The 14,983-nt window shown below is 58.1% G+C and carries 7 protein-coding genes; 5 read left to right on the top strand and 2 right to left on the bottom strand.

Annotated features, from left to right (window positions below; all coding sequences use genetic code 11):
- The 4 genes from DD236_RS06940 (at position 1) to DD236_RS06925 (ending at position 5,025) form a co-directional block, all read left to right on the top strand.
- The gene (locus tag DD236_RS06940; protein ID WP_109093652.1) at positions 1 to 1,500 is read left to right on the top strand and encodes an anion permease; all 1,500 of its coding nucleotides are present in this window, start codon (positions 1 to 3) and stop codon (positions 1,498 to 1,500) included.
- A 2-nt stretch (positions 1,501 to 1,502) separates the two neighbouring features.
- Positions 1,503 to 2,414, top strand: a complete 912-nt coding sequence (locus DD236_RS06935) for a dihydrodipicolinate synthase family protein (RefSeq protein WP_165819854.1) — start codon at positions 1,503 to 1,505, stop codon at positions 2,412 to 2,414.
- Positions 2,415 to 2,589: 175 nt separating this feature from the next.
- Positions 2,590 to 3,597, top strand: coding sequence for a LacI family DNA-binding transcriptional regulator (locus tag DD236_RS06930; protein WP_109093650.1), 1,008 nt, complete (start codon positions 2,590 to 2,592; stop codon positions 3,595 to 3,597).
- 189 nt (positions 3,598 to 3,786) lie between these two features.
- Positions 3,787 to 5,025: a lyase family protein gene (locus DD236_RS06925; RefSeq protein WP_207785727.1), complete on the top strand. Its 1,239-nt coding sequence runs from the start codon at positions 3,787 to 3,789 to the stop codon at positions 5,023 to 5,025.
- Positions 5,026 to 5,206: 181 nt separating this feature from the next.
- Here the strand turns inward: DD236_RS06925 and DD236_RS06920 are convergent, their stop codons facing one another.
- Positions 5,207 to 11,731: a GH92 family glycosyl hydrolase gene (locus DD236_RS06920; RefSeq protein ID WP_109093648.1), complete on the bottom strand. Its 6,525-nt coding sequence runs from the start codon at positions 11,729 to 11,731 to the stop codon at positions 5,207 to 5,209.
- Positions 11,732 to 12,154: 423 nt separating this feature from the next.
- On the opposite strand from DD236_RS06920, the gene DD236_RS06915 reads away from it, so the two are divergent.
- A complete protein-coding gene (locus DD236_RS06915; RefSeq protein WP_109093647.1) occupies positions 12,155 to 13,777 on the top strand; it encodes an FAD-dependent oxidoreductase in 1,623 nt (540 codons plus the stop codon).
- Positions 13,778 to 13,788: 11 nt separating this feature from the next.
- Here DD236_RS06915 and DD236_RS06910 read toward each other — a convergent pair whose 3' ends face one another.
- Positions 13,789 to 14,928 carry an acetylxylan esterase gene (locus DD236_RS06910; protein WP_109093646.1) on the bottom strand — a complete coding sequence of 380 codons (1,140 nt, stop codon included), beginning with the start codon at positions 14,926 to 14,928 and terminating at the stop codon, positions 13,789 to 13,791.
- Positions 14,929 to 14,983: the final 55 nt, after the last annotated feature.

The following is a 14,983-nucleotide window of genomic DNA, read 5'->3' as shown; positions in this document are numbered from 1 at the left end:
ATGAGCGTTAATACGGAACAGAAGAAATCAGGCGAGGATCGGGGTGTACGCGCACCGGGGGGCGTCAGTTGGCTGGAATTCTCATGGCGGCTTGGCATACCGGTTGCCCTCGTTGCAATTATGTGGGTAATTCCGGGGCCCAATGCGGTGTCCGCCCAAGCGTGGCATATGCTGGCAATCTTTATTGCCACTATTCTCGCGATTATCTTGCACCCGCTTCCCATGGGTGCAGTCACGATTATTGGCATGTTGGCCACTGTCTTGCTGGGAGTTGTACCACTTACTGCTCCGGAGGATGATCCGACTGCGCCATACGCCCTCATGGGCTTCTCAAATTCGACGATCTGGTTGATCGTTATGGCGTTCTTGATTTCTAGAGGCTTCATCAAGACGGGCCTTGGCCGCCGGATCGCGCTCTTCTTCGTATCGAAACTCGGGAAGAAGATGCTTGGGGTCTCCTATGGTCTGGCTGTAGCAGATCTAGTGATGGCTCCGGCGATCCCTTCGGCAACTGCCCGAGGTGGCGGCATTATGGCGCCTATCATGAAGTCTGTTGCCGAGGTTTACGATTCAAAGCCGGTGCCAACAGCTCGTCGCGCGGGTTCCTTCCTTGCCATCAACGTCGGACAGGTTAACGCCATTACCTGCGCGATGTTCCTCACGGCAATGGCTGGAAATCCACTTATTGCTACTCTGGCGGGGCAACAGGGAGTGGATATCACTTGGGCAAAATGGGCATTAGGTGCCATCGTTCCGGGTCTCGCCGCGCTCATTATTGTTCCTTTGGTCGTTTATCTGGTGTATCCGCCCGAGCTTAAGGACACACCTGAAGTGGTGGACATGGCAAAGTCTGAGCTCCACAAGCTTGGGCCGCTTTCATACGGCGAAAAGGTTATGACGGCAACGTTTGTCTTGCTGCTGTTCCTGTGGACTGTGGGAGACATGGTGCTAGGGATAAACGCCACCACAACCGCGATTATCGGTGTGGTTATACTGCTGATTACCCATGTGCTGACGTGGCAGGACATCATTTCGGAGAAGTCTGCCTGGGACACGATGATTTGGTTCTCCGTGCTGTTTATGATGGCTACGGCGCTTAACAAGTATGGTCTGATTGCTTGGGTGTCTGACTCAATAGCTGGATCTATGGGCTCCCTCGGTTGGGTTCCAGCGCTTGCGATCCTCTGTCTTGTCTACTTCTTCTCTCATTACCTATTCGCTTCGGCAACCGCGCATATCTCAGCGATGTATGTGGCGTTCCTTGGCGCCGCCATAGCGCTTGGCGCACCTCCGCTTCTTGGTGCGCTCCTTCTCGGGTATATATCCAATGCGTTTACGTCACTGACTCAATATGCAGGTGGAGCATCACCGGCAATCTTCGGGAGTGGCTACAACACTGTTGGACAGTGGTGGCGAGTATCGGCAATTGCTGGGCTCGTTTCTGTAACGATATGGCTCGTAATTGGTTCCGGCTGGATGAGTTTAGTGGGAATATGGTGAGTATGAAACACCCTCTTCCTGCTGGGATCATCCCCTATCTGCCAACTCCTGTTACTAGCTCTGGGACGCTGGATAACAATGCGCTTCATCGGTTGGTTGATGCCCTTGCTGAGGCAGGAGTCTCCGGGCTTTCGCCACTTGGTTCAACGGGAGAGCTACCGTCGATTTCCGATGCGGTCGCTGACGATGTTGTTGAGAACGTGGTGGATTACGCGGGTGAGCTTCCTGTTGTTCCGGGGGTGCTTTCTGGAACGACGACGAATGCTGCTACTCGCGTCGCGACGATCACGGCGCTGGGCGCCTCTGGCATCGTCGCGATGATCCGGCCGTGGGGAAAAGTCAGTCAAGCATCTATGACTGAGTATTTCAATGCGATGGCTACGGCCACCGATTTGCCCTTAGTGCTTTACCGGCAGCCTTCGTTGGGTGCTCAGCCTGATCTGAATACCCTTATTGAGCTTAGTAAGGTCCCAAACATCTATGCATTGAAGGATGCTTCACCCAATACTGGGTTCCTGATGTCGCTGACGACTGCTGGATCTGAGCTCGAATTGTATTCGGCGTCTTCTCATGTACAGATGCTCGTTTGGGAGTTAGGTGGGCGCGGTTGGATGGGCGGGCCGTGCTGTATTGCTCCTCGTTCATCTGTCGCGATGTGGAACTACTATCAGGCTGGAGATCGGGATTCGGCCTGGCGATTGCAGCGCGGTCTCTGGCCGTTGTGTCGGGCCTTCGCCGCGTTCGGTCCCGCACCAATGGTGAAGGGAGGGCTTGCCCTGACGGGTCTAGATGTTGGTACTCCGTTTGCCCCGCTGGAAAGCCTGAATTCGTCGCAAGTGCAGACGGTGCGTGACGCTATCGATGCTGCGCGGCAAGCCCGTGCGGATCTGGGACTAGATACGGCCGTACTGTGATCGGCAAATAGATGATCGCGCCAGTATATGGGGTGCTCCCCAAGGGATAATACTGATTTCTTCGGTGGATTCCTTGGGGAGCACCTCGCTTTTCATGTGGTTGGATGACAGTTTCCTAGGTGAACTTGCGGATTCGTCTACACTCTAAAGGTGAGATCGTCTAAGGAGGACACCAGTGCCGGAACGCAGTGCCAGTAGATCCCGCCGCCCAAGTTTGAAGGATGTTGCCGAGGAGGCTGGTGTCGGTTTTGGTACGGCCTCACGAACCCTCTCTGATAATGGCTACGTTGCGGAGTCCACTCGGCGCAAGGTTCTGGCGGCTGCAGACCGACTCGGGTACCGGCCCAACCGATTGGCCGCCGGCTTGCGATCCAATCGATCGAATCTCGTTGCTCTCCTGGTACCGGACTATACGAACGAGTTCTATTCAGTGGGGTCTGCGGCAGCGGCACGCCTATTGCGAGAGCGTGGTTACCAGCTCATTATCGCTGCGTCAGCGAATCCCGAGCAGGAGCGTAACGCCATAGATTCGCTTGCTGAATACAGAGTTGACGGCATTGTGCGGGTTCCGATAGACCCTGCACTGCCAGTTGATGTGCCCTGTCCCGTCGTCGAACTCAATCGAAGGTCTCAACTACAGGATGTTTCCGCCGTGCTATGCGACGATCGTTCTGGATTCCTCCAGCTTACTGAGGCACTTATCGAACGTGGGCACCGCGAAATCGCGATGGTCGTGGGCGAGGAGAGCTTCTCAACTACTCAGGCTCGAGTTGCCGGCTACGAGGCGGCGCTCGGAGAAGCCGGGTTATCGGTACGAACCATGTGTGGTGCCTTCGATTCGGAGTGGGGGAGAGCTGCGACGGAATCTCTCTTGCGTTCCGAGAACCGGCCAACCGCAATCATCGCCGCCAGCCCGCGAATCGCATCTGGCGCGGTAGCGGCCTGTGTTGCGCACGACGTCCAAGTTCCAGATGAGCTTGCTCTTGTTAGCTACGACGCGCCCGAATGGTTCTCCTTCTGGGGCGGAGGTATCTACTCGTTCGTACCGCCCCTTGAAACAATGGCCCGGCGTGCGGTCGAGATTCTGTTGGATCGGCTCGATCATCCCGACGCACTCCCAGAAACTGTGGTCCTGCCCGGATCGATCCAAGACGGTGCTTCGATTGGCGGAAGGATTTCGTAGGCCCACACCTTGGGTGCACACGGTGCTGATGTCGAGGGATTGTGGTTTTGGATCGGCGGTGCGGTGGCAACAATGCCGCGTTTGCTCCCGGCCACGTTAGCAGGCGTTGAGAAGCCAGAATGCCGCATACGAACCTAGCTGGCGATCACATCGCGGGGCCCCGCATACAAGTCATCGAAGGAGAAAACAGTGTCAGCAGAAAAGCTATATGGCAAGCAGACTGAGCTTGGCGTCCAGAACTTCGGCCCGGGCCGCCGCACGGTGGCGGACGTCCCCGCTCTTGTTAAGAACTACGGCTTCGTTAAGCAAGCCGCCGCACGCGCGAACGCGAAGCTCGGCGTGATTACTGCGGAACAGGCGGAGGCTATCGAAGCCGCCGCGCACGAAGTTGCCACAGGTATGCACGATGACCAGTTTCCAACTGCTCTAGTTTTGGGTGGAGGTGGAACAACAACGAACATGAACGCAAATGAAGTCATCGCCACCCGTGCTGCTCAGATCGCGGGCGAGAAGATCCATCCGAATGATCACGTGAATGCGTCGCAATCTACCAATGACAGCTACCCGACAGCAATGGCGCTGACTGTGATGGACTTGGCTGAGGCTCCGATCAAGGCGCTCCGGGCGCTCGCGGATGAGTTTGATGCCAAGGCGGCCGAGTACGAGGACACAGTCCGACTTGGCCGTACGTGCTTACAGGACGCAGTCACCCTGACCGTAGGAGAGACCCACCGCTCTCACTCGGCGGCAATTAGAAGGTTGGCGGGGGAGTTCGAGGGCGCCGTCGTCGTTCTTAATGAAGTACCACTTGGGGCAACCGTTCTTGGAAGTGGAATCGGCGCCGTGGAAGGTTACCGGGAGGAGGCTGTAGCTGAACTCGCGAAGCTCAAGGGGCGGGCACTTAAGCCTGCGCCGGATATGTTTGATTCACTCTCGAATCTAGACGGATACGCGTCCATCGCCCATGTGGCTGCCCGGGCCGCGCTGACCATGGCAAAGATTGCGCAAGACCTGCGGATGCTCTCTTCGGGCCCGCTCGGCGGACTTCAAGAGGTGACGCTGCCAGCCGTGCAGGCCGGATCTTCTATCATGCCGGGCAAGATCAACCCCGTGATCCCCGAATACGTGATGCAACTGAGCTACCGCGTGCGCGGTGCGGCTTCGACCGTCGAAATGGCTGTAGCGGCCGGTGAGCTTGAGCTGAACATCATGGAGCCGATCATCGTCGATAGCCTCATCAACATCTTTGAGGATGTGGAATCTGCCGCCACGGTGTTTGGTGAGGAGTGCGTGCGTGGGCTCGTCTGGGAAGGGTCACGGCTAGACTCCAACGCCGAAGTGGCCTTTGACCGCTGGGTCACCATGTCCGCCGATGTGGGCTATGAGGAAACCACCAAGAAGGTCCGTGAGTATTGGGCTGGCGCCTAGAACTCACGCATTCAACGTGTTGGCACTGGCAGGTTGCTACCTTCTCCGGATATCCCAGAACGATGGGGCGTCGAAGAGTTTCCACGCCGCTCGAACAACTCCTAAGGCCACGGAGAGGGGCCGGACAGCGCTCCATGCACCTTCCGGCCCCTCATCGTGCGCCTAGCTTATGCCTAGGTGACTAACCTTCGCTTCCATCTACGTCGGCGCTTCCACGACGCCGCCGAACCACGAGCGCCGTGCCACCAGCCAAAAGAAGCAAAGCAAGGGCTGCGATTCCAGCTACCTGGGCGCCGGTGACGGGCAGATTCCCGTCCTGTGGAGACTCTGATGGGTTGCCTGGCGAAGCAGATTCACTGGGCGTTTCTGGTGCCGGAATGGAGTCTCCATCTGTGGAGAAGGTATGAGTCCACTCCGAGGCCGCGTCGGTATCTAGGATGTATCCCTCTTGGGCTTCAGCAGTTACGGTTACCGTCCCAGATCCGGGATATGTTCCAGTTGGCAGTACGTTACTGCCAACAAGGTAATCCACGCCCTTGGCCGATGGAATCGTGAACGTATCCTCGTTGGTCCCAGCGCGATCATCGAATGTCACCGCGTCTGGCGTGACAGTAACCGGATCGTCCGGGTCCGTTGGATCGGTCGGCCCCTCCCCGTCATCGATAGGAAGGCCATCTTCACCCACGGGAACGCCGTTGACGATGAGTTCACCGTCAGGTCCCACCTCAACCGTGGCGGCCATCGCCGCCGCTAGATCGAGGCGCTGATAGCTGCCGAAATCCCCAGGCTGATCCAACACGTATCCCGATGGCAACGAAGTTGCGGCCAAAACCGTGGTTCGCTGGGTATCGGTGAGATCCGGGAAGGTCGTGAGCAGCAGGTTTCCAGCATCCTTGGGAACAGAGGGTGCGAGCTCTGTATCTGTCACCTGCAGGAAGCCGTACGTCAACCTATCGTGATAGATCTCGAGTGCTTCGTCATCGGAAAGGCCCTCTTCTTGGTTGACAACGCACTCTTGGAACGTGTCACCGGACTTAGTCTCTCGGCACTTCTGTGCAAGAACTGCTGTCAGTTCGTCCTGAGCTTCGAATAGGAGCTCTTGGTACTCCGGATCAGCCCATCGGCGGGCCGTCATATCCTCACCGACGATTCTTCCTCCCATGATGTCGGTGGGGTAGTGGAAGGAGAGAATGATGCGGTTGTTCCCGTATTCGGAGGTACGCGCCAGTATCTGCGGTGACAGCTCCGGAAGAAGCGTGGCCATGGTGATGCCTTGAGCGTAGCTATGGGTTGTGTGACCACTCGGGAATGATCCGTCCCCGGCGAGTCCGTTGTAGCCTCCGTCCGTATCCCACTTCTGGATCAGGCCGTCATCTTCCGTGAAGCCCATCCGAACGAAGGGGCGCTTGTATTGGTAGGCATCCTTTGCGTTCTGATGTGCGTCGCGTGATGATTCAGTTGGCTTTTCAATCCGGTACTTGAGCAGTGCCTCGGTCTTCGGCAGCTCGTTGTTTGCCAGCGCCTGCGTGTAGAGCGGGCCAATCGTATCGCCAAGCCCATCAGACATTGTCACATAAGGCTTGCCCGCCCCGTCCGTGAGGGCTTCTTCGACTGCAGGATCGAATCGGTCAGTAAACCTTTCAGGTCCATTATTGGTGTTCACAACAGTCAGATCGTTGATCCCAATGAGATCTTCGAGGGATGTCCCGCTGGGATACACCTCGTTCGGCCCCATGATGTCGGCCTCGGTCTGGGCGTCATTGAACGGCGTAAGCAGCCATGTGTAGTAATCACTGCCATCCGGTGCTTCTACTTCATCCGAATCGTATGTGGCGTTCAACTGGCCATCACGGAACGGTATGGGCGTTCCCGAGGCGTCGACGTGCAGATCCGGCATGGCGAAGTAGACATCCGAACTGGTGGAGTTGCACTGATGAATCTCCACGGCGATTGTGTTTACTCCCGCCACCAGTGCATCGGCAGGAACAGTGAACGTCCGCTGCTGGGGATCCACGATGCCCGAGGTTCCGCTAGGAGTCTGATACTGGATGTTTTCGTTTATATCCTTGTCATTCCATCCGGCAACACGTTGACCGTTCACATAAACCGTGGCCGTGTCATCGAACACTACGGTGCCAGTGAGTGGGGCGCCCGTGCTGAGCACCTCCTCGGAGAGCGAGAACGAGGACCTGAAGAAGTACGCCTCGGTCACCGGGGCAGACTTTCCATCCTTGTACAACCCAAGCTGGGTGCTCACGGGGAAGTCCGAGCCAAGATCTGTTCCCGTGCCCTTCGCCCCGAACGGGCCGAAGGCGCGGTCCCACTGATCGCTCAACTCAAAGTCCGTGGTGGTCCAGACGGTTCTATCGTCGTGACCTTGGGCGGGATCAACATCAGGTTCCTCGAGGTAGGTCCATGCGTTGTCCGAATCTATTACCGGGGTACCGATGGTCAGTGAATCTACCCACCCGCTGATCTGGCCCGCCTTGGCAGCAGGATCCTCATACCGCAAGCGCAGTTCTTTCACGGTTGCGCCAGCCAGGGAGGAAAGATCCACGGTCACAGGAGTCCAGGCGCCCGCGACGGCGCTGGACGGGTCGCCTTCAAGGACGGACGCCTCCGAAGCCTTTTCCGATCCCGAATACACAACATCTACCGCAACCGCGGCCGCATCTGTATCGGGCCGAACGAGGTAGGACAACGAGGTGCCATCGGAGATAGGAACGTCCATATCCATCTGAATCACTGTCGTAGAAGAGGCTGGCCCATCATCCAACACCCGCCCGGAATACCGAAGAGCCTGACTACCATCGCCATCCGGTGCGGTTCCGTTCTGGTGGACAGAGATCCCCAAGGACTTAGTCTTACTCCCTGCATCGGAGGATAGGGTCCAGTCCGCGAGTTGAGTGTTCTCGTTCTTCGCTTCACCACCCGCGTTCCCCGTGATGCGTAGCTGGTAATGGGAGTATTTGCCGGGATCCTCAATCTGATAGAACCGGGTGAGGCCATCGGAGGCGAACGTCTGGTTAGTCTCCGTGGAGATAACCTCCCACGAACCGCCAGACAGATCGGGATCTTCGGCGTTGGAACCGAGAATCTGCCACGACTTGGGATCACGGTTCGGGAACTTCGCCGAATCTCCGGCTGCCGTGAGAGAGTACCCGGTGACCGTACGCGGCTCGGTTAGCTCATACACCGCGGAGAGCGGTTCTGCCTCCGTGGGCGCTCCCGACCCGGCTGCATACCATTTAGTTGAAGGGTTCCCATCCGCCAACCGCGAGACGTATTCCTTGATGTTGCCGAGGTTTGGTCCGTTAGAAACTACTTGGGCAACGTCGTTGGGTTGAACGGCCGATTCCCCACGAATCCCTGTGGCCTCCCCACTCTGGGGGAAGCCGGCAGGGGCGGGGGTGCCCTGCTCATACGATCGCGTCCACAGAGCGGTCCCCTCGCGAGGAGTATCTGACGGAAGCACCGTCAGAGTGACAGCGCTCGAGATCGAGCTTCGGAAGGCCGTCTCATCCTCGGGCGCAAATGTTGCGGTGAGCGTGTGCTTGCCAGGTTCCAGCGAATTAGGCAGCTCGATCTGCGCCGTTCCGTCCGAGCCCAGCTCCGCCTCCGCCAACTCCGCAGAGCTGCCGTCCAAGACAGTCACAGTACCCTGAGCATCCGCGGGCCGCACAGTGACATCGGCCGTCACCGTGGCACCCTCATCGATTGTGGATGAACCGAGGCTCAGTGAGGTGTTCGTAGCAATCGCGGCACCCGCGGCCGGATCTTGGAACCCAACGGAGAACAGGTGCATGATGCCCTTGTCCACATCCGTCGGCAGGATAACGCCCTCCACAGTCTTGGACTCATCGAGCCCCACCACCTCCGTGGCGTACAGATTCGGCTTGGCGGTGTCAGATCCGCCGTCCTTCGTATTTCGGCCATTCAACGTGAGGAGGGCCGTATCGCCCTGCGTGGGCGAGTCTGTAGTCCAGTCGCTGAAGGAGACAGGAACATCCTGCTCCGTGCCATCGGTGTACACCACCGTGGCGGTGCCGGATGACGGACCGTTAGTGGCCAGCCCAAGGAAGGAGATTCCCGTGCTGGAAAGTCCCTCTTCTGCCTTCACATATTGCCCGTGTGGGATGTAGTGATCGGGGTGGCCGCCATCGGCGCTCTTGGGCCAACTGAAGGTCACTCCGCCATCCTCGAACGGGACCTCGCCACCCGGCACAACGCCCTGCTCCTCAAGCTTCTCGTAGGAGAGCGTGGCGCCATTGACGTCCAACGTCCCAGCGTTCTTGGCGCCATCGTGAGTGATGCCCCGCCCGTTGAGATCGTCAACGCCTTGGGTATAGGACGGGGGAGCGTCCTCCCTCGCAGTTCCCCACGTGGTAGCCGAGGCATCGGCCGTCATGGTGAAGGCCAGCGATCCGCCATTGCGCGCAAACGACTCTTCGAGCCAGGAGGATGTGGAGGCGTCGCCGTCCACAGAAAGCTCCGAAATATACCTGGCCCCGCTGGTCGCGCCCGGTGCAGAAATGGAAATGACCCGATCAGAACCGATCGCAGAAATCGTCACGTCCTCGAACATGGGGGAGCTGACCAAGAACTCGCCTGTCCCATAAATCCCGGGGTACAAGCCGAGGCTTGCCCACACATACCAAGCGCTCAGTGAGCCGAGATCATCGTTGCCAAGCAGGCCGTCGGGCCCGGTGCCGTAGAGCTCATCCACAACGCGATCCAGTGTATCGGTGGCCTTTGTGGGGTCTTGGAGCCAGTTATAAACCCAAGGAAGGCCGAAGCTCGGCTGGTTTGTCATGTACGTGTACTCGCTGAAGGCCCCGGCATCCAGCTGCTCGAGCATCTTGTCAAGATCCGCGGTGGCCTCGTCAACGCCGCCCCGAGCCTCGATGAGCCCCTCCATGTTGAACGGGACGTTGAAGCTGTACTGCTTGCCCGTGGATTGCTCGAACTGATCGCCCTGCGTGTTCAGTGCCGTGTCCATGAACCCGTTACGGTTACGTGCATCGACGTGGCCGTTCTGGAAGTTAAAGATGCTCTTCCAGTTCTGGGATCGCTGGCTGTAGAGCTCGTAAGATTCCGTATCCCCGAGCCGCTCGGCCAGCTGAGCGATCGCGAAATCGTCCGTGACGTATTCGAGGGTGCGTGAGGTGGCCGCGCCCTTCTTATCGCCGTCAACCCACCCAAGGGTGGTATAGAGGAAGGCATCTGAACGGTTGGATTGAGTAGCGGCGTTCGGCACGGATTGGCTTTCCACCATCGATTCGAGCGCATGGTGGCGATCGTAGTTCGTGGCGCCCATAGCGTCCGTTTGCGCGACGATCACCTGCAGCGAATCGCCACTCATCTTCGTCTGGATCCGGTTGTAGCTGGGCCACGAGGACCATGCGCCTGACTGATCCACCATGTCTATGATCGACTGGTTGATATCGCTGGCTACGTCCGGGTGGGTGAGGGCCACAAGCTGAGCCTGACTTCGGTAAGTGTCCCAGCCAGAGAAGTTCACATAGAAATGGCGGCCGGACTCGACGCTGTGGATCTGATCGTCGTAGCCCATGTAGCGCCCGTCGGCGTCCTCAAAAACGTTGGGGTGCCCGAACGCGTGGTAGAGCGCGGTATAAAACTTGGTGTTCTGTTCAGCTGAGGCGCCCCGGGCGTCCACGGTGCCCAACGCCTCGCCCCATGCCCCCGAAGCCTGTTCTCGAACCTGGTCGAAGGAGAGGTCCGAGCTCTCGGCCGCGAGATTGCCGGCCGCACCATCCACAGAGACGTAGCTCAGCCCGATGCGGGCCGTAACAGGTCCATCCCCGGAAAAGGCGAGCCAAGCGCCCGAACCGTGCTTTGTGGTGGTAGCCGATGCGCTGGTGCCCTCCGGGTCCAGCCCGTTGCCATCCCAGGTTCCATAAGCATCGAACGGCTGATCAAACGTGGCCGTCATATGGGCAGTGTAGGACGGGCCCGAGGCGCATACTATTTTTGCGGTGACGCTGCCCGTGACGGTCTGTGTGTCTGGATCAATGGCTATTTCGGAGCCGGATAGATCATTGTTGGACCCGCCGGCGTCCAGAATCAGTGTATTGGAGCCGTCATCGCCCTCGGGGAAGGTGAAGCGTCCTACGGCCGTGCGGGTGGTGGAGGTGAGCTCACTCTGCACGCCGTCATCCGTGGTGACTGTGTAATACCCAGGTTCGGCATCCTCGTTCGCGTGCTCGAAGGGCAGGTAGAAAGATTCGATTTCCTCCCGCGGGCTCACCGGGAGCGATCCGTCCTCCAGCGCCCCTGTGTATGGAGTCAAAGGGAAATCGTTGCCGCCGAATCGGCCGGAGCAGCCGGTTCCGGACAGTCGGGTGAGCCCGAAGCCCGTGATGGTATCCGCGTTATATTCGTAGCCGCCGCGGGTGTGCTTGATATCGCTGTTGACCTGCTCGGTTGCATACGTTTTTGGACTGAATTGGATCATGCCGAAGGGCACGGTGGCACCCGGCATGGTGTTGCCGTAGGCGGCGTTGCCGCGTGCATTTCCTTCGTTGATCGATACCGTTTCTTCGGTGCCGATAAAGGGATCGACTGCGTCCAGAGCATCGACTTGCGCGGCCGTGGCTGGGGAAATGGGTACTACGAGTCCGGCGCACACAACTGCTGCGGCCATGAGGCCCGCACTTGGGCGCCGGCTAATCCATTGGTGGTACATCTACTCACTCCTATGTGGTAGTAACCGATGCGCCGGTTCCTTCTTCCCGGCGCCGCGAACTTGGAAATATTGTATGACAGCGCTGCCACGGTTGCTAGGGGAAATAGGAATTGGTGGGGTTAGGGCGGGCTGGGATTGTAGAGTCGTGGGGCGCTATAGGTTTTTTGACGACGACGAATCCTCTCTCACAAACGTTCGCCACGCAATCGAGTCGGGGGTTTCGTGCGCTTAAGTGCTGGTGAAAGAATCTGACAATGGCGCACTCGCCGAAGTCTTGATCGTGTAGTGTTCGAGGTATCTACTAGAGTAGATTTAGTGATCAATAGATGGGCGCGTAACGTTATGCATTTGCCTAGCGAGACGTCTCAATAGTGAGTTATCAAGCGCACGTAAAGCAACGAAGCAACCGAAGGAAACGCAGCCATGAAGAACCGACTTGAAGCAGATTTGGTTGTCATCGGAGGAGGATTGGGAGGAGTTGCGGCTGCGCTCACGGCGGCACGGCTCGGGTGTCGCGTCGTGCTGACGGAAGCAGATACGTGGCTTGGCGGCCAGATGACTGTACAAGGTGTGCCGCCGGATGAAACTCCGTGGATTGAAGATCTGCCTACCTCGGCGAGTTACGCCGAGCTGCGATCTCTAATTCGGGACCATTACCGGCAGTTCTATCCGCTGACGCCTCGGGCGCACTCCGATGTGGAGTTGAATCCGGGCGGCGGAGACGTTTCGCGGCTTTGCCACGAACCACGTGTTTCCGCGCTCGTGCTTGAGCAGATGATCTCTCCGCTCGTTGCTAGTGGACGTATTGTTTGGCTACGAGAGCACGAACCAGTGGAGGTGGTGAGGTCAGAAGATCGCGTTGAACAGATCACCGTATGTGACCTCGTGACTGGGGAGGAAACAGATCTACGTGCACCAATCTTTGTTGATGCCACAGAACTTGGCGATGTGCTGGAACTCGGTTCTATCGAGCACGTCATCGGGGCCGAGTCCCAGGAAGAATACGGTGAGCTTCACGCCCCAAAGAAAGCCGACCCTAATGATCAGCAAGCGATCACCTGGTGTTGCGCCGTTGAATGGAGGAAAGGAAACGCCGATTTTGTTGATCGGCCAGCATTATATGAAAGATTCTCAACTGTAGTCCCCGAGTTTTGGCCCGGCCCGCAGCTCTCGTGGCAGGATATCGAACCCGTCTCGCTTTCAACGCGAACGCGGGCGATGCTCGCCGGCGATTCTTCCGGCACTCCTCCCGGGCGTTCTGGAGATCTGTGGCACTACAGGCGAATCGTCTCGCGTTCAAACCTCTCCCCAGAATTCCCGGGCGGCGAGATCACGCTAGTTAATTGGCCCCAGATAGATTACTGGGACAAGCCGCTTTTAGGAGTAAGCCAAGAGAGCCGTAGGCAGGCAGAGGATGAATCCCGGCAGCTTACGCTCTCATTTGTCCACTGGCTCCAGACGGTGGCGCCCCGGCACGATGGCGGATACGGTTACCCAGAACTTCGATTGCGTGGCGACGTATTTGGGACAAAAGACGGGTTGGCAAGGCAGCCATACTATCGGGAATCGCGGCGTATCCGCGCACTCGACACCGTCACTGAAGGCGATATAGGAATTGAGATGCGCGGCCAGCACAGCGGCTCCGCAACCGTTCGCGACACGGTGGGAACCGGCTACTACCGTATTGATCTCCATCCAACACCAGCTGGACGTAGCTATGTGGACATTGGTTGTTTCCCGTTTCAGATTCCGCTCGGCGCCCTGATCTCACGAGATGCGGGAAACCTTTTGGCTGGAGCTAAGAACATTGGCACCACACATATCACGAATGGCGCTTACCGAGTTCATCCTGTGGAGTGGTCGATCGGAGTGGCTGTTGGTGCCCTCGCTCAAATGTGCCATGAACATGGGGTTGAGCCCGCCACAGTGCGTTCGGACGATGGGATGCTTCGCGAACTGCAGGCGATGCTTACCGAAAAACTCGGGGCCCAGTTGGCATGGCCAGAGCGGATCCGGACTCTTGCGGAAGGGGTAGCGCTCTGGTGATGGTTGGGCGTTTACGCAACCAATGGCGTTGGTTCCCGCAAGAACTGGGCGATTGTGTTGGGTGATAGGCGGGCAACTTGTCCATCACCCGCCCAATCAGAGGGATTCTCAGATCGAACCTCTGGATCGAAATCATCCCAATCCCCGTGCCCGCCAGCTAAGACGTGACGCCACACGGGCCCCGCCAGACTGTTGACAACCGAGAACTGTCCAGGAGGGGGAACCACACCATCTGCAAGGGCGGGGAAAGCGACAACAGGTACACGCACCCTCCGAGCAGCCGAAGCCGCATCAGCGTATTGAAGAGTCTCTAGCGCTTCGGGGTGTTCCGCAACGAACTCCCTGACAATCTGTCCCGATCCCTCGGAGTGCTGCGTTACACGAACTACCTGATTTCCGAAGGTCGGCACACTGACCACCGCCCCGGTGAACCGATCATCAATCGATAGCGCCATGATCCCTGCGCCTCCGCCGAAGCTTCCGCCGTGGTAGATCAAGGGAGCGTTTTCGCTTGGTGTGGCCGAGCCGGTGGTATTTGACCGCGCCCGACACTCTGCCTCAAATAGCTCGATCGCTACCGTTGCCGCCACTGAAAAGTCCGCGGCTGACAGTATCGGCGCATAGGTTCTGGGCGATTCAATCCCCCAGAGAACATGGTGCGTCTGGCCTACCCCCGATCCAATATCGGGCACTAAGGACCGAGTTGGCAAGCCGCGCGCCACCGGATACACGCACAGTGCGTCCGGTGCAACGTCATCACATTCAGGCTTTTCGCGGCCACCATATCCGTGCCCGCACACAGCGATCTGAGTGGCTCCACCAACGGGCCGCACCACCCATCCGCCTAACTGAACGTCACCAACAGAGGTAAATGTCAGATCAGCGATCTCGTAGCCGTCGTCGTTCTTAGGAAAACCACTCTCGTACATCCAAGGAGACCACGGCCCTAACGTGGGAACCGGATCCATTGCACGGGCAGCTTCTCGCAAACCATCCCAAAACTGGTCAAAATCGGCTGGTTCGTCTGCCGGTTGGGGAGCTGCGCATTGCTCAAGATCCGCAAGCGAGTACCCATAAGTGGGGTCGAACGATGCCGGGGGCATGAGCCCTTGAGCGGCCCTCAGTGCCCCCGTCTTTCGAATGATTGGCAACTGAACCTCCTGTTGTTACCGAAAGTCTACTAGAGTAGAACATGACGTTGGGCCA

The organism is Ancrocorticia populi, assembly GCF_003123745.1.
GTDB classification, from domain to species: Bacteria; Actinomycetota; Actinomycetes; order Actinomycetales; family Actinomycetaceae; genus Ancrocorticia; species Ancrocorticia populi.
Note: the sequence above shows the minus strand (reverse complement) of the source record. Positions and strands in the feature narration are given on the sequence as shown.

What these genes read in the sequence shown, in the direction of transcription:
- DD236_RS06940 (WP_109093652.1), top strand. Translation starts at nt 1, where the DNA reads ATGAGCGTTAATACGGAACAGAAGAAATCAGGCGAGGATCGGGGTGTA.
- DD236_RS06935 (WP_165819854.1), top strand. Translation starts at nt 1,503, where the DNA reads ATGAAACACCCTCTTCCTGCTGGGATCATCCCCTATCTGCCAACTCCT.
- DD236_RS06920 (WP_109093648.1), bottom strand. Translation starts at nt 11,731, where the DNA reads ATGTACCACCAATGGATTAGCCGGCGCCCAAGTGCGGGCCTCATGGCC.
- DD236_RS06915 (WP_109093647.1), top strand. Translation starts at nt 12,155, where the DNA reads ATGAAGAACCGACTTGAAGCAGATTTGGTTGTCATCGGAGGAGGATTG.